We start from the raw sequence: 19973 nt of genomic DNA, 5'->3' as shown, positions 1-19973 counted from the left end.
CCCAAGGCATGGTTAAACCGTCCTTCAGCCACGTCACGCAATGGGTGTTCGATCTGGACAACACCCTCTACCCGCCACAGATGCGCCTGTTCGATCAGATCGAGGTGTTGATGACGGATTACGTCGTGCAAGCCATCGGCGTCGACCGGGTGGAGGCTGACCGTTTGCGCGGGCACTACTGGCGTGAATACGGAACCACTTTGGCTGGTTTGATGGCCGAGCATGATCTGGACCCCGACCCTTACCTGCATGCGGTTCACCAAGTCGATATGAGCCACATGGACCCAGACGCCGAACTGGCTGACCATATCCGCGCCCTGCCCGGTCGCCGCATCGTCTACACCAATGGCAGCGCGCCTTATGCCGAACGTGTCCTTGAAGCGCGCGGGCTGAGCGGTCTGTTTGATGCCATCTACGGGGTCGAGCATGCCGGATATCGTCCCAAACCCGAAAAGGCCGCGTTCGAGGCAATCTTTGCGCAGGACGGAATCACAGCCGAAACGGCCGCGATGTTCGAAGACGATCCCCGCAATCTGGCCGCCCCGCATGAGATGGGAATGCGCACGGTTCACGTCGCACCCGACCCGCATGATGCCGATCATATCCACCATCATACCGACGATCTGACCGCCTTCCTCGCCCGCCTGCGATAGGCTGTCACACTGCGACGATCTGTATATTCTGCAGCTGCAAAATCATCCCTATATGCCGGTCTGCGACGAACAGAACGGAGACCCCGATGACCGCGACAATGATGCCGCAGCGCCTGCCGATTTGGCAGCGCCTTCTCTTTGCAATTCCCCTCTTTGGCTGGATGGCCCGCGACGTGGCCGATGGCCGCCCCGAGGATCTGGGCTATACCGCCGCTGCGATTGTCAGCATGTGGGGCTGTTCGGCATTGCTGTTTGGTCTGCCGGGCCTATACATCCCTGCATTGATGATGGTTCCGGTGATGTTTTTGGTCCTCATCCTGATTTCACGCGGCTAACACGCGGGACAGGATGTCGCTTGGCGCACCGCCGGGAACCGAACTAGGTTTTGCCGGGAACGGAGAATGCGCCATGACTGACAGCTGTAACATCCTGATTTCCGGCGGCGGCATCGCCGGCCTGACCGCTGCCGCCGCATTTGGCGCCGCTGGGTTCAACGTGGTGTGCGTGGACCCGACACCGCCGATCACCGAACGCGACGTGGATGGCTCTGACCTGCGGACCACAGCGTTTCTGCAACCCTCCCGCATTTTGCTGGAACAATGCGGAGTGTGGGACAGGCTGGACAGCCACGCCGCACCGCTGCAAGTCATGCGGATCGTGGACGCGGGCGGAGACATTCCCGAACCGCGCGTTGTGCGGGATTTCAACGCCTCGGATATCTCCGAGCAACCCTTTGGCTGGAACCTGCCCAACTGGCTGCTGCGGCGCGAGATGGTCGCACGCCTGTCGGAACTGCCCAATGTCGATTTCCGCCCCGGCACCGCGACGGTCAGCCTGTTCACCCGCACCGCCGAGGCCCGTGTGGGTCTGAGCGACGGCACCCGTATCCGATGCAAACTGGTGATCGCCGCAGACGGGCGCAACTCACCGATGCGCGAAGCCGCGGGGATTTCCGTTCACACCACGCGTTACGGTCAAAAGGCCCTTGCCTTTGCGGTGACACACCCAATCGCGCATGAGAATGTCTCGACCGAGATCCACCGTTCTGGCGGGCCATTCACCTTGGTGCCCTTGCCCGATTGGCAGGGTCAGCCGTCCTCGGCCATTGTCTGGATGGAGCGCGGTCCGCGCGCGGTCGAGTTGCTGAACCTCGACGCCGAGGCCTTTGAGGCCGCGATGACGGAACGCTCCTGCGGGTTGTTCGGACCTTTGAAGCTGGCCTCACGCCGCACGATCTGGCCGATCATCAGCCAATCCACCGAACGGTTGTCGGGTGAACGTATTGCCCTGATGGCCGAAGCCGCCCACGTCGTGCCGCCCATCGGCGCGCAGGGTCTGAACATGTCATTGGGCGATCTGCGTACTCTGCTGGACCTCGCACAGGCCCGGCCAGAAGGTCTGGGCGACGCACAGATGCTTGAGGCCTACCACAAAGCCCGCCATACCGAGATCGAACTGCGGGTCAAAGGCATCGACCTTCTGAACCGCACCTCTATGCTTGAGGCGCGGCCCCTGAGGGATGCACGCGCCATGGGCCTCAACGCGCTTTATTCCATGGCGCCGGTACGCAAGACGTTGATGCAGATGGGCCTCGGTATGCGCTGAGGCCCAGTGGCTTACAGAACCTGATCCAACACGCGCTTCAAACGCGCAATCGTGCCATCGACGTCATAGAGCTTGTCTAGACCGAACAGACCCAACCGGAACGTGCTGAAACCGGCAGGCTCATCACATTGCAGAGGCACGCCAGCCGCGATCTGCATCCCCAAAGCGGCGAATTTCTTGCCGTTCTGGATCTCGGGATCGGCGGTATAGCTGACCACGACGCCCGGAGCGCCAAAGCCCTCGGCCGCGACTGAAACGATGCCCTTGTCCTTCAGCATCGCGCGCACGCCATTGCCCAAGGCCCATTGCGCCTCGCGCAGTTTTTCAAAGCCGTAGTCCTGCGTCTCGGCCATGGTATCACGAAACGCGCGCAGCGCGTCGGTTGGCATGGTTGCGTGATAGGCGTGACCGCCGTCCTCATAGGCCTGCATGATCTGCCGCCACTTCTTGAGGTCGATGGCAAAGCTGTCGGACTGAGTGTCCTGCAACCGCGCCTCGGCTTGTTCAGACAGCATGACCAAACCAGCACAAGGTGACGCGCTCCAGCCTTTCTGTGGGGCTGAAATCAGCACGTCCACACCGGTCGCCTTCATGTCGACCCACACGCAGCCAGACGCGATGCAATCCAGAACCATCAGCGCGCCGATCTCATGCGCAGCTGCAGCCATGGCCGAGACATAGTCATCCGGAAGAATCACCCCGGCCGAAGTTTCCACATGCGGGGCAAACACAACATCCGGGCGCTGCTCGCGGATCGCCGCAACCACATCGTCGATCGGTGCGGGCGCAAACGGCGAAGGGCTGTCATTGCCGGTCTCACGCGCCTTCATCACCGTGACCGATCCGGTCAGCGCGCCGTTTTCGATGATCTGGCTCCAACGGTAGGAAAACCACCCGTTGCGCACCACCAAGACATTGGCATCACGGGCAAATTGACGGGCCACGGCCTCCATCCCATAGGTGCCACCACCGGGGATGATGGCGACGCCATCCGCATTGTAGACCTGTTTCAGCATGCCCGAGATATCGCGCATCACCTGCTGAAAGCTCGTTGACATGTGATTCAGGGATCGGTCCGTGAACACAACCGAAAATTCTTCGAGGCCATTTGGGTCGATGGAATCCAGCAAGGCGGGCATTTGATGTCCTTTCAATCAGTGTTGACGGCACCTTCAACACATTATCATTTCGGGTAAAGCGCATTTCCGACGAAAAGGTGACGCAAAGTCATCTTTGTTTTTCAGTAAAAATTAACCCTCATACGCACCAATATTTTAGTATTGACGCCAACTAGTATCACATACCCTTTACACTTCTGCGTGCTTCTGCCCAGATGCATACACTTTTAAAACGAAGGGAAATTAGAACCCGTGACTGCAAATAAGCGGATCAGCTTTCAGAGTGTTCGAGATGAGGTAAAGCGCAGGATCGAAAGCCGAATTTGGCCTCAGGGATCATTGCTGCCGACCGAGACCCAGCTGGCGGAAGAATTCAATTGCGCCCGCGCGACCGTTAACCGCGCCCTGCGCGAACTGGCTGATCAGGGAGTCGTCGAACGCAAACGCAAAAGCGGAACACGCGTCAAGAAAGAGCCCAGCAAACATGCCAAACTGGAGTTTTCGCTGACTCGTCAGGTGGTTGAGAACCAGAACGCGGCGTATCGCTATGCTCTGGTCGAGCGCAACGTTGTCACTAGCCCCGGCTGGCTGGCATCGCAACTCAGCGTAGCGCCAGATGCACGCATCCTGCACGTCATTTGCATGCACTACGCCGACAACAGGCCATTTCAGCTGGAAGAGCGCTGGATCAACCTAGATACTGCGCCCGAAGTCGAGGAGGCCGACCTGAGTGACAATGGCCCGCACGAATGGCTGTTGAATGCAGCACCGTTCACCGATGCCGAGGTCGCCTTTTGCGCCGTGTCAGCCGACAGCCGATTGGCCGAGTTCATGGGCACCACCGCAGGCACGTCGATGATTCAATTGGAGCGCACAACCTGGAAGGATGAAAAGCCCCTGACCTTCGCGAGGATGACGCATCATCCGGGCTTCTGCATCCGCACCAAGTACTGATCCCGTTCAGCCGATCGGTCCGGGCAAACGTTCTTCGCTGAGCAAGACATTTGCCTCGACATCACCGGCACCCGGAAGGGTCATGATCCGCCGCCGCAGGACCCGTTCGAAATCCGACAGATCTCGCGCCACCACGCGCAGACGGTAATCGTATAACCCCAGAACATGCTCTACGGTCTGTACCTCGGGGATGGCGCTGACGGCGCGCTCGAAATCCTCAAGGCTCACCTGCCCTTTGCGCGCCAGTTTAACGCCTAGGAAGACGGTGACGCCGAATCCTATAGCCTCGGCATTCAGGCGTAGTCGACGGCCCTTGATCACGCCTTCCTCTTCCAGCCGGCGAATTCGCCGCCATGTGGCGGGTTGCGACAGATCCAGACGACGCCCAAGCGCGCCGGCGCTTTGGGTTGCGTCCTGAACCAGCGCGCGCAGGATCTTGCGGTCGATCTCATCCAGCTCGATCATACTGGCAGCACCTCATCCCGTTTGAGGCGCGCGATGTGCATTAATGCTTCGATATCGGCAATATGCGGCAGGGTCAGAATGCGGTCCCGATAGACCTGCTGATAGTGGGCCATATCCCGCGCTAGTACCGAAAGGCGCACATCCACGCGGCCAAGGAAGGTCTGAATTTCGATCACCTCGGCAACCTCGCGCGCGGCCGCGGTGAATTCATCAAATGCCCGAGCCTGCGTCTTGTCCAGCGTGATCCTCAACGAGACCTCGACGGCGTAGCCCAAGGCGGCCCAGTCGATCACGGCCTCTTGGCCTTCGATCACCCCTGCCGCCTGCATTTTTTCCATCCGTCGCCAGCAGACACCCGAACTGATACGGCACCGTTCGGCAAGTTCGGCCGTTGTCAGGCTTGGCTCCGCCTGAAAATGGCGCAGTATCCGCCGATCAACATCATCAAGCATGATTTTTTCACGTTTCCACAATTCAGAGAATTATTCTTCATCTTTTTTACAAATACTCAATCTCAACCCTATCGCCAATACCAAAGGCTCAGGCTAAAAGCACAGCAATCGAAACAGAAAGGACCAGCGAAATGCGCGTCTACTACGATCGCGATTGCGACATCAACCTGATCAAAGACAAAAAAGTGGCCATCCTGGGCTATGGCTCGCAAGGCCACGCGCACGCGCTGAACCTGCGCGACTCGGGTGCGAAGAACCTGGTCGTCGCCCTGCGCGAAGGCTCGCCCTCGGCCAAGAAAGCCGAAGGTGAAGGCCTGCAGGTCATGGGTATCGCCGAAGCGGCCGCATGGTGCGACGTCATCATGTTCACCATGCCCGACGAATTGCAGGCTGAGACCTACAAGAAATACGTTCATGACAACATCAAGCCGGGCTCGGCCATTGCATTCGCGCACGGCCTGAACGTCCATTTCGGCCTGATCGAGCCGAAAAAAGGCGTCGACGTCATCATGATGGCCCCCAAAGGCCCCGGCCACACCGTGCGTGGCGAATACACCAAAGGCGGCGGCGTGCCTTGCCTTGTTGCCGTCAACAACGACGCAACCGGCAAAGCACTGGAAATCGGCCTGTCCTACTGCTCGGCCATCGGTGGCGGCCGCTCGGGCATCATCGAGACCAACTTCCGTGAAGAGTGTGAAACCGACCTGTTCGGCGAACAAGCCGTTCTGTGCGGTGGCCTGGTAGAGCTGATCCGCTGCGGCTTTGAAACTCTGGTCGAAGCGGGCTACGCGCCCGAGATGGCTTACTTCGAGTGTCTGCACGAAGTGAAGCTGATCGTTGACCTGATCTATGAAGGCGGCATCGCTAACATGGATTACTCGATCTCGAACACGGCTGAGTACGGCCAGTACGTCACCGGTCCGCGTATCCTGAAATACGACGAGACCAAAGCGCGTATGAAGGAAGTTCTGAACGACATCCAGCAGGGTAAATTCGTTCGTGACTTCATGCTGGAAAACGCCGTTGGCCAGCCGACCATCAAAGCGTCGCGCCGTGCCAATGACGAGCACATGATCGAGGAAACCGGTGCGAAACTGCGCGCCATGATGCCCTGGATCTCGGCCGGCAAAATGGTCGACAAAGAAAAGAACTAAGCCCGGCAACCGTCGGCGAAAGGGCGGCCCGCTTGGCCGCCCTTTTTCATTTGCACCCGCTTAAATCTCAGCCCATAAACGACTGATCAAAGGCGATTTTTACCTTATTCCACAGGTGCCAACATGGTGTCCCAGCCCACAAAACAGGATTGGATCGGCGTCTTCTCGCTTGGCCTTATCTGGGGCGGTACATTCATGGTCGTGGCCATGGCACTTGAGGGGTATGGCCCTATCACGGTTGCAACATCCCGCACCACGCTTGGCGCTTTGACACTGCTCTTGCTGATGCGGATCACCGGACGCCGGTTTCCAACGCTCACCCCGACACTCGGCGGCTCAATCATCCTGATCGGCGCGCTGTCCACCGCGATACCATTCATGCTGCTGAGTTGGGGGCAGCAATTCGTACCATCGGCCTTTGCGGGCCTGTCTATGGCGGCCATCCCCTTGATGGTGCTGCCACTGGCGCATTTCTTCTCGGACGAACCGCTCAATCTGCGTCGATTTCTTGGGGTTTGTCTTGGGTTTTCTGGCGCGTTGGTCCTGATCGGTCCGGGGCTTTTGCAACTAGGCCAAGGAACCGAACCACTTGCGCAAATGGCCTGCATCACGGCGGCACTGTGCTATGCGGTTTCATCCATCCTGACGCGGCGGTGCCCTCCGGTTGATCCGGTTGCGCTGGCAGCCCTGACATTGCTGGTGGGCGCGGCGCTGCTGCTGCCGATCATGCTGATGACCGAGGGGGTGCCCGACTGGCAAGGCACCCGCCCTACTCTGGCGCTGATCGTCTTGGGCCTAGTGCCAACGGCCTTGGCGAACCTCTTGCGCGTGTCCATCACGCGCAGCGCAGGGTCGGTGTTTTTGACCCTCGTGAACTATCAGGTCCCCGTCTGGTCGATGGTTTTCGGAGCGTGGATCCTGTCCGAGGCCCTGCCCCTGCGATTCTACATCGCGCTGACCCTGATCCTGACGGGCATGGCCATCAGCCAGTGGTTCAGCCTGCGCAAAGCTCTAATCGGGCGCTAGGACGCCGCTGCTTCAACCTCGGCGACAATGCCATCAACCACCTGCGTCAGCAGGGTGGCATCCTCGCATTCAGCCATGACACGGATCAGAGGCTCGGTCCCTGACTTGCGGATCAGCAGACGACCCTGCCCGTTCAGGCGCGCCTCGGCATCGGCAATCGCGGCTTGCACACTGGCGACCTCAAGCGGCAATTGACCCTGTTGATAGCGCACGTTCTTCAACAACTGAGGCACCGTTTCAAACTGCTGCGCAAGCTCCGAGGCTTTGCGTCCGCTCAGAACCATCTCGGACAGGAAATGCAGCCCCGCCATCAGACCATCACCGGTTGTGGCATAGTCGCTCATGACGATATGGCCGGATTGCTCGCCGCCAAGGTTGAAGCCGCCCTGCCGCATCCGTTCCACGACATAGCGATCGCCAACTGCCGTCCTCTCCAGCCGCAGGCCTTGCCCTTGCAGATGCCGCTCCAACCCGAGGTTGGACATGACTGTCGCCACCAAAGCACCGCCACGTAGCTGTTCGGCCCGCGCCCACGCCCCGGCCAACAAAGCCATCAGCTGATCGCCATCGGCGACCTTACCGTTTTCGTCAATCACGACGACCCGATCTGCATCGCCATCGAGGCAGATACCCACATCCGCGCCATGCGACACAACGGTTTCCGCAGCCACGCGCGGCTTGGTTGAACCACATTCGAGATTGATGTTCTTGCCGTCCGGCGACACGCCCATCGGGATGACTTCGGCACCAAGCTCCCATAGGACCTCGGGCGCCGTGCGATGGGCTGCCCCATTGGCGCAGTCGATCACCACTTTCAAACCATCCAGACGCACATCGCGCGGAAGCGAGGATTTGACCCGCTCCCCATAACGGAACCGCGCGTCATCAACCCGACGGGCACGCCCGATATTCTGCGCCTTAGCGGAGTTGACGCCTTCTTCGATCAAACGCTCGATCTCAAGCTCGGCCTGATCTGAGAGTTTATATCCGTCAGGCCCGAAGAACTTGATGCCGTTATCTTCCGCCGGATTGTGGCTGGCCGAGATCATAACCCCCAGATCCGCACGCATGGATTGGGTCATCAGACCCACCGCAGGGGTCGGAACCGGACCCAACAGTAATACGTTCATACCGGTCGAAGTCAAACCCGCCGTCAGCGCGTTTTCCAGCATATAGCCGGACAGGCGCGTATCCTTGCCGATGACCACGCGGTGAACTCCGGTCGTGTCGCGCCGGAAATAGCGCCCGACCGCCGCACCTATGCGCAAGGCCATTTCTGCTGTCATCGGATGCGTATTGGCTGTGCCTCGCACACCGTCAGTTCCGAACAGCTTGCGCATAGTCGACTCTCCGTAAAATCTGCTTGTGACCGGATTAACGGACGGCAGCCCATAGGCGCAAGGCCTGAGCTGTCTCAGCCACGTCATGGACCCGAATGATCTGCACGCCCTGGGACAATCCGTCCAGAGCAACCGCGATTGACCCCGGCGCGCGCGCGGTTTTTCGCGGCTCCTGCCCGATGGAGCCGATAAAGCCCTTGCGCGAGACGCCCAGTAGAAGCGGGCAACCCAAACCGTGGAACAGGCTCAAGTTACGCAGCAGGGCCAGATTGTGATCCTCGGTCTTGCCGAAACCGATGCCCGGATCGACGATGATCAGATCCCGGTTCAGGCCCAACGCCTCAAGCCGTTCGATCTGACCGGCCAGAAAATCGTAGACATCCAGCACGACGTTTTCATAGACCGGGTTGTCCTGCATTGTCGCGGGATCGCCCTGCATATGCATGACGCAGACCGGCGCGCCCAGCCCTGCGCAGAACGGCGCAAGCTCCGGGTCGTACGTGAAGCCCGATACGTCATTGACTAGCCCCGCCCCGGCCTCACAGGCCGCTTCGGCTACAGCGGTCTTGCGTGTGTCGATTGAGATCAGGGCGTTGGTCTCAGCCCGGATCGCTTCGATCACCGGGCGGGTCCGGGTGATCTCTTCGTCTGCGGGCACAAAATCTGCTCCGGGACGAGTGGATTCTCCGCCGATATCCAGAATCGTGGCGCCGTGCGAAACCATCTCAATGGCCCCTGCCCGCGCCGCCTCGACCGAGCTGTGGATGCCACCGTCCGAGAAGCTGTCAGGCGTTGTGTTCAGGATGCCCATGATATGTGGACGCGTCATATCCAAACCGGACATGGCCGCGCGCGGGCGGCTGAGACGCTGTAGCACATCCGCGGGGATATCCGCTGCGGCTACGACCTGAGACGCTCCATCGCGTGAAAGCTCTTCGGCATGAGTGAACCAGAGCGACTGCCCGGCCAGAGGCACCGCTTCATCCGGACGAGCCGTACCGTGCTGAACTAGCGGTCGGTAGTAGCGGCTCACAATTGTGCCTGATCAATGGCCACTGCACGCAGCGGCGTTTTCGGCTCTTTCGGCAATGCGCCTCCGATCACCATCATCTCGCTGGCCTCAAAGGTGGCGGCAAACCATGCCGCCAGCGCAACCGCGTCGGATGGCGCGGCCGAGGGGCCATCGACAGCATCCAAAACGATCTTTGACGGGGCCCAGACGCAAATCTGGCCGTTCTTCATCGCCCAATCCAGTTCGGTCCGGGTCGAAACAACCACGCAGCGATGATCGCGCGCGGCCAGAACCCACGCGTTCTGTTCGATCGACAAAAGGTCGATACGGCGCTGCGTCATGGCGTGACCGGTCTGCGGCACCGGAAGGTCCGAGGCCCCGACACACAGGATCAAGGGACGCTGACGGTTTTCCAACTGATCGATCCAGCCGGTCAGGTTATCCGAGGCCATCGCCTCATTCGATAGATAAACAAGACGTGGATGAGGGCGTTCCTCTTCGACGACGTCGTGATGCACGGCATCCTTGCCGCGCACTATCTCGACCCCGAGCGCACCGGGGCCACGATCCAGCTTTTCGATCCGGACAAACACTCGAACCGCTTGCGGCTCCAGCAGGATACGTTCGGCCACACGTTCGGCCAGCGTTTCCAATAGATTCAGACGCTCGGCCGCCAGTTCATAGGCAATTGCTTCGGTCACTCGGTCATAGGACAGGATACGATCCACATCATCGTCAATATCCGAGGTCAGCGGACGCACCTCAACCACGATATTAAAGCAGATACGCTGGGTTGTGCCGCGTTCGGCCTGAAAGGCACCGATCTCAACCTCGACAGTATGATCACGGAGCGAGATGCGATCCAAAGGCCCTCTGGGCGAGGTCGCCTCGGACCGTTCAGAGGGGTGCGCGAAAGCGAGGCGGATTTCAGAACTCATGGGTCAGGCCTTCTTGGGCTCGTTGAAACTTTCGCCCAGTCTAGGCGTTTCGAGGGCCTATAGCATTCATACAAACGCCATTCCAACCGCTGATTTCGACGCTTTTTTTTGCGTGCAATGGTATACGCTGCGCCTTGAATTCAAGACGCAGCGCCAGACCTGCCTCAGTTGCTCGCAGTGCGGTAATTGTGACGGTAGAAGATGTGAACACCAATCTTCGCCGTCTGTTTATAAACCCGCGCCCAAGACGGGCGGACCGCAGTGGTATGATAGTGGGTCGCCCCTTCGGTCAGCTCTTTGGCAACGCCATCCATCGCCGCGCGGGCGACTTTCGAGACACGCTCAAAGGCTTTCTTCTCGTGGATCACTTCCTTGCGGCCATCACATGTATAGGTGAACTGGCACTGGTACTTTTTACCGGTCCCCTGACGGATCACACCGCAAAGGCTGTCAGGAAAGCGGCTGCTCTTGACCCGGTTCAGTATAACCTCGGCCACTGCAAACTGACCGCGCACGCTTTCGCCGCGGGCTTCAAAATACAGCGCCTCTGACAGGCATTTCCAGCCTTCATCTCCGGACGCTTTGGGCTGTTGGTCCAGCCAATCCTTGGAATAGGACACTTTGATCGGTTCCACCACTTTGCGCGGCTGGAACAATTTCAGATAATCCCGAAAGCTCTGAGCCGGCAATTCACTGCGGGCAACCAGTTCTTTCTTGTTGGCATCCGTAGCTTCCCTCTCAGCGTAGGACGCACTCGGCAGCACGGTTGCCGCCAATGTGGCAACAGCCATTATGTAACGTAGCATCAGATAACCTCGCACAGGCACTTCACGCGCCAAACCCTCCCCCGGCGGGCGCGACGAGGCATTTAGCGCAGTCTTGCGCAAAGGTCCAGATCAGAGGCAAATACAAGTGGAATTTCGCTCGTGGAGAAAAACAATTCCGCCACAAGTTCGCTTATTGACCACTAATCATTGGGTTTCATGCTGCTGTCAACCCCCAAGTCTGGACGAAATCGCCAGTTGAGCGGCAGCCAGCCGAGCGACCGGTACCCGGAACGGAGAGCAGGACACATAGTCAAAGCCAAGATCGCGGCAAATGGCGATTGATTCGGGGTTTCCGCCGTGTTCTCCGCAGACTGAAAGGGTCACATCGGGTTGGGCCGCGCGCCCCCTCTCAGACCCGAGCTTGAGCAATTCGCCAACCCCGTCCGCGTCCAAAACATGGAACGGGTCCTCGGTGAAGACCCCCTGCCGGACATAGGCCGACATGAAACGCCCCGCGTCGTCGCGTGAAAGACCATAGGTCATCTGGGTCAGGTCGTTGGTTCCGAAGCTTAAGAAGGCGGTGTTGGGCGCAATCTCTTCAGCACGCAGGCAGGCGCGCGGTGTTTCGACCATCACGCCGAGGCGGTATTCGAACTCTTGCCCCTGCTCCGCTGCTACTGCGGCCGCCACCGAGTCGATGCGGGATTTGACCAGCTCGACCTCTCGCTTGGCCGAAACCAGCGGGATCATCACCTCAGGCACGACCGGCGCGCCGTTCTTGCGGGCCTCCAGCGTAGCTTCAAAGATCGCGCGGGCCTGCATGTCGTAGATTTCGGGCACCGTAACGCCCAGGCGAACCCCGCGCAGACCCAGCATCGGGTTGTATTCGGTCATTGCGGAGACACGACGCTCCACATCCGAGACAGGCAGATCCAGCGCTTCGGCCAGTTCGCGCTGGCCACCGCGGGTGGTGGGCAGGAATTCGTGCAGCGGCGGGTCAAACAGACGAATGCAGACCGGCTGCCCTTCCATGATACGGAAAAGCTGCACGAAATCGTCGCGCTGCATGGGCAGCAAACGCTCCAACACGGCAGCCCGGCCCGAGGAGGTCTGCGCAAAGATCATCTCGCGCATCACGATCAAGCGGCCGGGATCAAAGAACATGTGCTCGGTCCGGCACAGGCCGATGCCCTGCGCCTGAAAGTTCCGCGCGGTCTGCGCATCTGCAGGGGTATCGGCATTGGCGCGGATTTCGATGTCCCGCTCGGCATCCGCCCAGCCCATGAGAGTCTGGAAACAGTCGTCCAGTGCGGCCTCGAGCATCTCGGGTTGCCCCGCCAGAACCTGCCCCGAGCTTCCGTCAATCGTCAGAATATCACCGGTCTTGAACACCCGCCCATCCGGAGTCGTCAGCATTTTTTTCTTGGTCTGGAACCGCATTTCAGACGCGCCGACGATACAGGGCAGCCCCAAACCCCGCCCAATCACGGCGGCATGGCTGGTCATACCGCCCTTTTCGGTCAGAACGGCAACGGCGGCATGCATGCCCCGCACATCCTCGGGCGAGGTTTCGCGGCGCACCAGAACACAGGCCTCACCCCGTGCGGCGCTGGCTTGCGCCTCGGCGGCCGTAAACACGATCTTGCCGGTCGACGCCCCCGGACTTGCGCCAATCGCGGTGGTCAGCACATCCCGCTCGGCCTCGGGGTGAACCTGCCGGTGCAGCAGCTCGTTCAGGGCATGAGGGTCCACGCGCATCACCGCCTCTTGTGGCGGGATGATACCGTCTTCAGCCAGCCGCACCGCAATCCGCATCGCCGCGCGCGAAGTCCGCTGAACACGCACGCCGTCCAGAATATGCACACTGCCGTTCTGGATCACGAATTCGACCTGCATTTCCTCGCGCAGCTTCTCGCGCATCAAAGCGGCCTGGGCTTTCAAATCAGCAAATGCGTTGGGCGCCACTTCTTCCAGAGACGGTCCCCGCGGGTCTTTCTCAAGATAAAGCGCCGAGACGTCTTCGCCCAACGCATCCCGCCCCTGGCTCTGGCTCAAATAACGGCCGGTGATCTGAGGCATACCGGTGGTCGGATCCACCAGCTGCAACACACCCGAGCCGCATTCGCCCTGCCCGACGCCTGGGATCATCTCTTGGATGACCAGCCCTAGCCCGGCATCGGCCGGTGCCCCTTTGGCCTGACGCAACAGGCGCGCCGAGGTGCCATCCCACGCTCGCGCCATCGAGCGCAGAACGCCAATCAACTGCTCACCACGATCCTCGGGGAAAACCTCATCGGTCTCATCCTCATAGGCGTGCAGAGTGCGCTTCAACCCCGCGACACCATCCTCGTCGATCTCGTCAAACACATCCGCATCCAGACGCGCCACATGTATCGCATAGCTTTGCACAAAGCGCAGATACATGGCTGCGGCAGGCTCATCACCCATCGAGTTCGACAGCTCGGCAAACCGCGCTTCGTTCATGCCGATATTCAGAACCGCACCGGGGCCGCCCCAATCAGGGTCCTCGGAACTGGGGCGCACACACAACAAGGCCGTCGGCTCGAATTGCTCAAGGATCGCCGCCAGATCGGGGATTTGTCCTTCGGCGATGCGCTGCACCGCGTCAAAAGACAACGCGACCGTGCGCGGCACCGGCATCTCCAACCGGACCAGACGTTGCAGGCACTTTGCCCGCCCCCCATGGGTGTGCGGGGCAACGGGCGCGGTGGACGTGATGAGTGTGGTATGCGGATTATTCTGCACTGCGGCACCTTTTGGTTTCACCGCAGCATAGGCCCATGCGCCCGTCGCGCAAGGGTGATCTGGGCGCGCAAATCCGCGCGCCCGGGCCTTTAGCCTTCGATCTTGGTCAGATCGGCAACGCTGGAACAGACCGTGCGGATCTGGCTGAGCAAGTTCAGACGGTTGCGGCGGAGGATGTCATTGTCGGTATTGACCTGCACATCCTCAAAGAACGCATCCACCGGCCCACGCAGCGCGGCCATGGCCGCCATGGCGATTGGGAAATCCTCGGCCCTGAGCGCCGGATCAATCTGCTCCTGCGCCGCGTCAAGCGCCGAGAACAGAGTCTTTTCGCTGTCCGTCTCGGCGAATTTCACATCCGCACCGTAGGAGTATTCGACCCCGTCCTTCTCTTCGGCCTGCGTCAGGATGTTGTTGGCCCGCTTGAACCCCTGCACGAGGTTTTCCCCATCCTCGGTCGCGATCACCGCGTTCAGTGCGCGGGCGCGTTTGACCAGTAGGTTGAGGTCATCATTGCCGTCCATCGCAATACAGGCGTCGATGACGTCGTGACGGATGCCCTCATCACGGAGGAAGACTTTAAGGCGGTCGTGGAAAAACGACAGAAGATCGTCAGATGCGTCTGGGACCTTTTTCTCAAGTTCAAGAAAACCTGCCGCAGGCAAATCATCTACTCGATCTCTAACTGTCTGGAATGCAGCACCAAAGACACCTCGTTCTGCGATTTCTTCCAACAGATCAAGAACATTGGCTTCCGGCAGTGCCTCATTGATTGCGCTTTCTGCTCGTATCAGTTGGCTGTCAAAGAACCGATCCAAAGACAGCCGCAGATCGTTTTCGAGTATCAATCGAGTTACACCCAATGCGGCACGACGCAGAGCAAACGGGTCTTTCGAACCGGTCGGCTTCTCATTAATCGCCCAGAACCCGGTTAGCGTGTCCAGCTTGTCGGCCAGCGCCACGGTCACCGAAAGCGACGTGGTCGGCACGTCATCTGACGGGCCAAGCGGCGAGTAGTGGTCCTGTGCCACAGCGGCCACAGCGGCGTCTTCGCCTGCGGCTTCGATGTAGTAGCGACCCATAAGCCCCTGAAGTTCGGGGAATTCATACACCATTTCAGAGCTCAGATCGGCCTTGGCCAGACGCGCGGCTTTCTCTGCCTGATCGGCATCCGCTCCGGTCACGGGCGCCAGTTCACGGGCCAGCGCGGCGATGCGTTCGATGCGTTCCGCCTGTGTGCCTAGCTTGTTGTGGAAGGTCACATTCTCCAGCGCGCGGGTCCATTGGGCGATGTCCGATTTGGCAACGCGCAGATCGTTCTCCCAGAAGAACTTGGCATCGGCCAGACGAGCCGAGAGGACCTTTTGGTTCCCGGCCAGAATCGTCGCGCCGTTGTCGGCGGTTTCGCGGTTGGCGACGGTGATGAAACGCTCGATCCGGCCTGTCTTGGGGTTCTTCACGGAAAAGAACTTCTGATGCTCTTTCATCGAAGTTTGCAGCACCTCGGGCGGCAGGTCGAGGAATTCGTCGTCGATCTGCCCCATCAGCACCACGGGCCATTCGACCAGACCAGCGACCTCGGCCAGCAGGCCTTTGTCGTCGACCACTTCCAGACCGGCGGCAAAAGCCATGTTCTGGGCGTCGTTCCAGATATGCTCGGCGCGTTCCTCGGGCGACAGGACCACGAAGGCGCGTTTCAGTTTGGCGGCGTAATCCTCGAACGAGGTGACGGCAAAACGGTTCGGAGCCATGAACCGGTGGCCCTCGGTCGTGTCGCCAGAGGTGATGCCTTCAACCTCAAGCGGAACGACTTGCGCGCCCGTCTCATCGGTCAGGATGCAAAGGATCGAGTGCAGAGGCCGCACCCAGCGCATCGGGCCAGAGCCCCAACGCATCGACTTGGGCCATGGAAAGTTGCGGATCGTGGCCTCAAGCACCTCGGCCACGATCTCGGCCGCCGGGCGTCCGGGCTTTTCGATCTGGGCGAAATAGACCGCACCTTTGGGGGTTTCGCGTTCCTCTAGCTGGTCGCGGGTCAGACCTGCACCGCGCAGAAAACCTTCGATCGCTTTGTCAGGCGCGCCGACCTTTGGGCCTTTGCGTTCCTCACGGATCGTGGGGCTTTCCGCCAGCAGGCCTTCGACCGCCAAGGTCAGGCGGCGCGGCGTGGTCAGGGCGGCGGCAGAGGCATAGGTCAAACCGGCCTCGACCAAACCATCGGTGATCCGCTTTTTCAGGTCCTCACCGGCGCGGGTCTGCATACGCGCGGGGATCTCCTCGGAAAACAGTTCGATCAGCAGGTCGGGCATTTTCGGTCCTTAGAAATTTACGATCGTCTGGATGACGATGGCATTGGCGATATCCACAAAGAATGCGGATACAAGGGGCAGCACGATAAAGGCAATAGGCGATGGGCCATATCGCTTGGTTACTGCGGTCATATTCGCGATAGCGGTGGGGGTTGCGCCCAACGCGAAGCCTCCGAACCCCGCAGCCAGAACCGCGGCGCGGTAGTTGGAGCCCATGACCGGGAACAGCACCCACAGCACGAAAACCACCGTGAACAGGGTCTGGGCGGACATGATGACGACAATGGCCATGCCAAGCTCGGCGATGGTCCAGAGCTGAAGGCTCATCAGGGACATGGCCAGAAACGCGCCCAAGGCGAATTCCGAGATCAACGCCAGCGATGGCGTGCGCGATACCGGTGGGGCCGACGGAGCCACTAGGGCACGTAGATTGGCGATGACGATTCCCATGATCAGACATGGCACGAACAGCGGCAGCTTGAGACCGGCTGCCGAGATCGCTTCGTTCAGAGAATAGCCCGCTATGATCGCGAGGTTCAGATGCAATAAAACACGCATGATCGACAGGTGGTCGATACCCGGCGCCCTGCCTTCTGTTTCGTCCGGCAGCCCGACACTTGGCCCTTCATCTGGACGGTCGGGGCTGAGATTGCGCCCCTCAACCAGCAACCGCGCAATCGGTCCACCAACCAGGGCGGCCAGAACCAAACCTAGCGTTGCAACGGCAACGCCCAGCTCGGTCGCGCTGTCCAACCCTGTTGCCCGCGCAACTTCGGGCGCCCATGCGATTGCGGTCCCGTGCCCGCCGATCAGCGCCGCCGAGCCGAACAGAACACCCGCCTGCGCCGGATAACCAAACATGGAAGCGCCAGCCGCACCGATCACGTTTTGCATAACGATCGTCACAAGGGTCAGGATCAGAAGCAAAAACAGCGGCTTGCCGCCCGAAATCAGGTCCGACAGACGTGCATTCAATCCGATCCCGGCAAAAAATACGACCAGTAGGAAATCCCGCGTACCCAGCTCGAAAGAGAGTTCAAGATCGAATATCAGATACAGCGCCAGAACGGCAAACGAAGCCAGCAACCCTCCGGTCACGGGTTCGGGGATGTTGAAATTGCGAAGTGCGGCGACTTGATCATTGATCCGTGCGCCAAGCAGGTAAACGGCAAAACCTAAGGTCGCCGTCAGAAACTCGGGGATTTCGACGACGTGCTGCATGGCGGTCTCCTTACTGCTGCGGTCTGGGTGGGCATTCCTCGCCGACCACGGTGCCATCATAGGCTTTTTCACCGCAATTGTTCAGGGAATGCCAGACAAAGCCTTGCCCATCTTCGGTGATCGCGACAATGCGGTCGACTCCGTAGTGGATATTCTTCGCGCTCATGTAGGCCTGCGCCTGCCCCGTCTTCAACGCTTCAGCCACGGCGGCCGCATCATAGCAATCAAACCAACCCGGAGCGGTCAGGGGCTCTGCATTCTCGACCGGCATGAAACCTAACAATTGTTCTTCGGAGAGATCCGTGTTGAAACAGGCTCGATACCGGATCGGAGAGCTATCGGCATCAATCGCCTGAAAAGAAGAATAGGCAATCGGCTGGGGAGTTTCGCCATCCACAGGCAACAGGGCGACGTCCTGTCCGGGCTTCGGTTCGACCTCATAATAAAAGCCGTAGACTTGCAGGTAATACATGCCCGCCCCGGCCATCACAGCCGAAAGCCCCAGAATGATCGCAAGCAATTTTCCCGTCATTGTCTTAGGCTGCCTCTTTCAAGTTCCTGAAAAATGGGACAGGTTTCGCAGTAAAACTTTAAACCACAAGGGTGTTTTCATGGAATCGACCCTCGCCGTTGGGTTCTTTGGTGCGCTGTTTGCGATCATGAACCCGATCACCAACCTGCCTGTGTTCCTGAGTGTTACGCAGGACCTGCCCCCTACGGATCAACGTAAAGTCGCAGTCAAAACCGCGCTCTACTGTTTGATCCTGGGCGGTGCGTTCGCGGCCATTGGCAGTCAGACGCTGAGCCTGTTCGGCATCAGCGTAGACCATCTGCGCGTCGCCGGAGGGTTGGTCGTGCTTATGATCGGCCTGAACATGCTGAACGGCAACGAAAGCACCTCGCATCACGGAACGGACGGAGAAAAAGAGGCCTATCCTGCGCCTGACACGGTCGCGTTCTACCCGCTGGCCTTTCCCATTCTGGTCGGTCCAGGCACGATCACAACCCTGATCCTGTACGCGCATCACGTCAAAAATCCGCTTGAAGCTGTTGTTTTTGCAAGTGTATTCCTGACAGTCGTCGCCTTGCTTCTGGTCACCTTCTGGAATGCCCCGTGGCTGTCCAAACGTCTTTCGAGCAACGCACGCGTCATCATGAGCCGCTTCATGGGCATGATCCTCTCGGCCATCGCCATCGGCATGATTTCTGACGGCCTCAAGGCATTGCTGCCCGGATTGGCCTGAGCGCTGCATCAGGCCTCGTACCCGGCGGCCTCGGTCAGAACGAACGCATCCGCACATTGCTTGGCCAGCGCTCGGACACGGCCGATATAGGCCTGGCGTTCAGTCACCGAGATCACCCCGCGCGCGTCCAGCAAGTTGAAAATGTGGCTGGCCTTGATGCACTGATCATAGGCCGGATGCGCCATCACGATGCGCTTGCCTGTTTTCGGATCATCATGCTGTTGCGCCAGAATGGTGGCGCATTCGGCCTCGGCCTCTTCGAAATGACGCAGCAGAACCTCGGTGTTGGCCACATCAAAGTTCCATCGGGCGTATTCCTCTTCGGTCTGCTTGAAGATGTCACCGTATGTCAGCGGGCTGGGGGACTGAGGGTCGTTGAACGGCATGTCCATCACGTGGTCGATGCCCAGCACATACATCGCCAGACGCTCCAGACCATAGGTCAGCTCGCCAGAAACTGGCGTGCAATCATGACCACCGACCTGCTGGAAATAGGTGAACTGGCTGACTTCCATACCGTCGCACCAGACCTCCCAACCTAGGCCCCAGGCGCCGAGGGTCGGGCTTTCCCAGTCGTCCTCGACAAAACGGATGTCGTGCAGCTCCATGTCGATGCCGATGGCCTCGAGGCTGCCCAGATACAGCTCTTGCAGGTCCGGCGGGCTGGGTTTGATCAGAACCTGATACTGATAGTAGTGCTGCAGGCGGTTCGGGTTCTCACCATAGCGCCCGTCCGTCGGACGGCGCGAAGGTTGAACATAGGCCGCGGCCCATGCCTTGGACCCCAGCGCGCGCAGGGTTGTCGCCGGGTGGAACGTCCCTGCCCCGACCTCCATGTCATAAGGCTGCAAAATCGCACAGCCTTTCGAGGCCCAATAGGTCTGAAGCCGCAGGATGATCTCCTGAAAAGAACGAGGTGCGCTGGACTGATCGGTCATGACATTCCCTT

Annotated in this window: 19 protein-coding genes; 7 read left to right on the top strand and 12 right to left on the bottom strand. The window is 59.6% G+C overall.

Annotation, left to right across the window (positions count from 1 at the left end):
• Positions 1–8: 8 nt before the first annotated feature.
• From ACR0KL_RS04880 to ACR0KL_RS04870, 3 genes are all read left to right on the top strand, one after another.
• Positions 9–653: a pyrimidine 5'-nucleotidase gene (locus ACR0KL_RS04880; RefSeq protein WP_170677625.1), complete on the top strand. Its 645-nt coding sequence runs from the start codon at positions 9–11 to the stop codon at positions 651–653.
• 86 nt (positions 654–739) lie between these two features.
• Positions 740–988 (top strand): hypothetical protein, encoded by a 249-nt coding sequence (locus ACR0KL_RS04875; protein ID WP_170470040.1) that lies wholly within the window; start codon positions 740–742, stop codon positions 986–988.
• Between the two features lie 73 nt (positions 989–1061).
• Positions 1062–2258 (top strand): UbiH/UbiF family hydroxylase, encoded by a 1197-nt coding sequence (locus ACR0KL_RS04870; RefSeq protein ID WP_480776686.1) that lies wholly within the window; start codon positions 1062–1064, stop codon positions 2256–2258.
• A gap of 11 nt (positions 2259–2269) precedes the next feature.
• Here ACR0KL_RS04870 and ACR0KL_RS04865 read toward each other — a convergent pair whose 3' ends face one another.
• A complete protein-coding gene (locus tag ACR0KL_RS04865; protein WP_170677621.1) occupies positions 2270–3397 on the bottom strand; it encodes an aminotransferase class V-fold PLP-dependent enzyme in 1128 nt (375 codons plus the stop codon).
• A gap of 231 nt (positions 3398–3628) precedes the next feature.
• Here ACR0KL_RS04865 and ACR0KL_RS04860 point away from each other — a divergent pair, with 231 nt between their 5' ends.
• Positions 3629–4330: a GntR family transcriptional regulator gene (locus tag ACR0KL_RS04860; RefSeq protein ID WP_170642218.1), complete on the top strand. Its 702-nt coding sequence runs from the start codon at positions 3629–3631 to the stop codon at positions 4328–4330.
• A 6-nt stretch (positions 4331–4336) separates the two neighbouring features.
• Here ACR0KL_RS04860 and ACR0KL_RS04855 read toward each other — a convergent pair whose 3' ends face one another.
• Positions 4337–4795, bottom strand: a complete 459-nt coding sequence (locus tag ACR0KL_RS04855) for an Lrp/AsnC family transcriptional regulator (protein WP_170677619.1) — start codon at positions 4793–4795, stop codon at positions 4337–4339.
• The gene (locus ACR0KL_RS04850) at positions 4792–5247 is read right to left on the bottom strand and encodes an Lrp/AsnC family transcriptional regulator (protein ID WP_170677618.1); all 456 of its coding nucleotides are present in this window, start codon (positions 5245–5247) and stop codon (positions 4792–4794) included. Before ACR0KL_RS04850 ends, ACR0KL_RS04855 begins: the two co-directional genes overlap by 4 nt.
• A 131-nt stretch (positions 5248–5378) precedes the next feature.
• On the opposite strand from ACR0KL_RS04850, the gene ilvC reads away from it, so the two are divergent.
• Both ilvC and ACR0KL_RS04840 read left to right on the top strand, forming a co-directional pair.
• Entirely contained in the window at positions 5379–6401 is a 1023-nt protein-coding gene (ilvC, locus tag ACR0KL_RS04845; RefSeq protein WP_170677616.1) for a ketol-acid reductoisomerase, read from the top strand.
• 123 nt (positions 6402–6524) lie between these two features.
• Positions 6525–7427: a DMT family transporter gene (locus ACR0KL_RS04840; RefSeq protein ID WP_480776685.1), complete on the top strand. Its 903-nt coding sequence runs from the start codon at positions 6525–6527 to the stop codon at positions 7425–7427.
• On the opposite strand, the gene glmM is transcribed toward ACR0KL_RS04840, so the two are convergent.
• The 8 genes from glmM to ACR0KL_RS04800 form a co-directional block, all read right to left on the bottom strand.
• Entirely contained in the window at positions 7424–8767 is a 1344-nt protein-coding gene (glmM, locus tag ACR0KL_RS04835; RefSeq protein ID WP_170677612.1) for a phosphoglucosamine mutase, read from the bottom strand. The two genes, ACR0KL_RS04840 and glmM, sit on opposite strands and share 4 nt — an antisense overlap.
• A 34-nt stretch (positions 8768–8801) precedes the next feature.
• Positions 8802–9800: a dihydropteroate synthase gene (gene folP, locus ACR0KL_RS04830; RefSeq protein ID WP_170677610.1), complete on the bottom strand. Its 999-nt coding sequence runs from the start codon at positions 9798–9800 to the stop codon at positions 8802–8804.
• Positions 9797–10717 carry a dihydroneopterin aldolase gene (locus tag ACR0KL_RS04825; protein WP_170470064.1) on the bottom strand — a complete coding sequence of 307 codons (921 nt, stop codon included), beginning with the start codon at positions 10715–10717 and terminating at the stop codon, positions 9797–9799. The genes folP and ACR0KL_RS04825 overlap by 4 nt, the downstream gene beginning before the upstream one ends.
• 164 nt (positions 10718–10881) lie before the next feature.
• On the bottom strand, positions 10882–11523 hold the full coding sequence (locus ACR0KL_RS04820) for a cell wall hydrolase (RefSeq protein ID WP_170677608.1): 642 nt from the start codon (positions 11521–11523) through the stop codon (positions 10882–10884).
• Between the two features lie 186 nt (positions 11524–11709).
• On the bottom strand, positions 11710–14271 hold the full coding sequence (locus ACR0KL_RS04815; protein WP_170677606.1) for a pyruvate, phosphate dikinase: 2562 nt from the start codon (positions 14269–14271) through the stop codon (positions 11710–11712).
• Positions 14272–14339: 68 nt separating this feature from the next.
• A complete protein-coding gene (gene glyS, locus ACR0KL_RS04810) occupies positions 14340–16559 on the bottom strand; it encodes a glycine--tRNA ligase subunit beta (RefSeq protein ID WP_480776684.1) in 2220 nt (739 codons plus the stop codon).
• Positions 16560–16568: 9 nt separating this feature from the next.
• On the bottom strand, positions 16569–17780 hold the full coding sequence (gene gltS / locus ACR0KL_RS04805) for a sodium/glutamate symporter (protein ID WP_480776683.1): 1212 nt from the start codon (positions 17778–17780) through the stop codon (positions 16569–16571).
• A gap of 10 nt (positions 17781–17790) precedes the next feature.
• Positions 17791–18312: a DUF6446 family protein gene (locus ACR0KL_RS04800; protein WP_170677600.1), complete on the bottom strand. Its 522-nt coding sequence runs from the start codon at positions 18310–18312 to the stop codon at positions 17791–17793.
• 79 nt (positions 18313–18391) lie between these two features.
• Between ACR0KL_RS04800 and ACR0KL_RS04795 the strand changes: the two genes are divergently transcribed.
• A complete protein-coding gene (locus tag ACR0KL_RS04795; RefSeq protein ID WP_170677598.1) occupies positions 18392–19024 on the top strand; it encodes a MarC family protein in 633 nt (210 codons plus the stop codon).
• Between the two features lie 8 nt (positions 19025–19032).
• Here ACR0KL_RS04795 and ACR0KL_RS04790 read toward each other — a convergent pair whose 3' ends face one another.
• The gene (locus tag ACR0KL_RS04790; RefSeq protein WP_170376388.1) at positions 19033–19962 is read right to left on the bottom strand and encodes a glycine--tRNA ligase subunit alpha; all 930 of its coding nucleotides are present in this window, start codon (positions 19960–19962) and stop codon (positions 19033–19035) included.
• Between the last annotated feature and the right edge of the window lie 11 nt (positions 19963–19973).

Source organism: Ruegeria sp. C8 (assembly GCF_056537565.1).
Note: the sequence above shows the minus strand (reverse complement) of the source record. Positions and strands in the feature narration are given on the sequence as shown.

What these genes read in the sequence shown, in the direction of transcription:
- ACR0KL_RS04880 (WP_170677625.1), top strand. Translation starts at nt 9, where the DNA reads ATGGTTAAACCGTCCTTCAGCCACGTCACGCAATGGGTGTTCGATCTG.
- ACR0KL_RS04875 (WP_170470040.1), top strand. Translation starts at nt 740, where the DNA reads ATGACCGCGACAATGATGCCGCAGCGCCTGCCGATTTGGCAGCGCCTT.
- ACR0KL_RS04870 (WP_480776686.1), top strand. Translation starts at nt 1,062, where the DNA reads ATGACTGACAGCTGTAACATCCTGATTTCCGGCGGCGGCATCGCCGGC.
- ACR0KL_RS04865 (WP_170677621.1), bottom strand. Translation starts at nt 3,397, where the DNA reads ATGCCCGCCTTGCTGGATTCCATCGACCCAAATGGCCTCGAAGAATTT.
- ACR0KL_RS04855 (WP_170677619.1), bottom strand. Translation starts at nt 4,795, where the DNA reads ATGATCGAGCTGGATGAGATCGACCGCAAGATCCTGCGCGCGCTGGTT.
- ACR0KL_RS04850 (WP_170677618.1), bottom strand. Translation starts at nt 5,247, where the DNA reads ATGCTTGATGATGTTGATCGGCGGATACTGCGCCATTTTCAGGCGGAG.
- ilvC (WP_170677616.1), top strand. Translation starts at nt 5,379, where the DNA reads ATGCGCGTCTACTACGATCGCGATTGCGACATCAACCTGATCAAAGAC.
- ACR0KL_RS04840 (WP_480776685.1), top strand. Translation starts at nt 6,525, where the DNA reads ATGGTGTCCCAGCCCACAAAACAGGATTGGATCGGCGTCTTCTCGCTT.
- glmM (WP_170677612.1), bottom strand. Translation starts at nt 8,767, where the DNA reads ATGCGCAAGCTGTTCGGAACTGACGGTGTGCGAGGCACAGCCAATACG.
- ACR0KL_RS04825 (WP_170470064.1), bottom strand. Translation starts at nt 10,717, where the DNA reads ATGAGTTCTGAAATCCGCCTCGCTTTCGCGCACCCCTCTGAACGGTCC.
- ACR0KL_RS04820 (WP_170677608.1), bottom strand. Translation starts at nt 11,523, where the DNA reads ATGCTACGTTACATAATGGCTGTTGCCACATTGGCGGCAACCGTGCTG.
- glyS (WP_480776684.1), bottom strand. Translation starts at nt 16,559, where the DNA reads ATGCCCGACCTGCTGATCGAACTGTTTTCCGAGGAGATCCCCGCGCGT.
- gltS (WP_480776683.1), bottom strand. Translation starts at nt 17,780, where the DNA reads ATGCAGCACGTCGTCGAAATCCCCGAGTTTCTGACGGCGACCTTAGGT.
- ACR0KL_RS04800 (WP_170677600.1), bottom strand. Translation starts at nt 18,312, where the DNA reads ATGACGGGAAAATTGCTTGCGATCATTCTGGGGCTTTCGGCTGTGATG.
- ACR0KL_RS04795 (WP_170677598.1), top strand. Translation starts at nt 18,392, where the DNA reads ATGGAATCGACCCTCGCCGTTGGGTTCTTTGGTGCGCTGTTTGCGATC.
- ACR0KL_RS04790 (WP_170376388.1), bottom strand. Translation starts at nt 19,962, where the DNA reads ATGACCGATCAGTCCAGCGCACCTCGTTCTTTTCAGGAGATCATCCTG.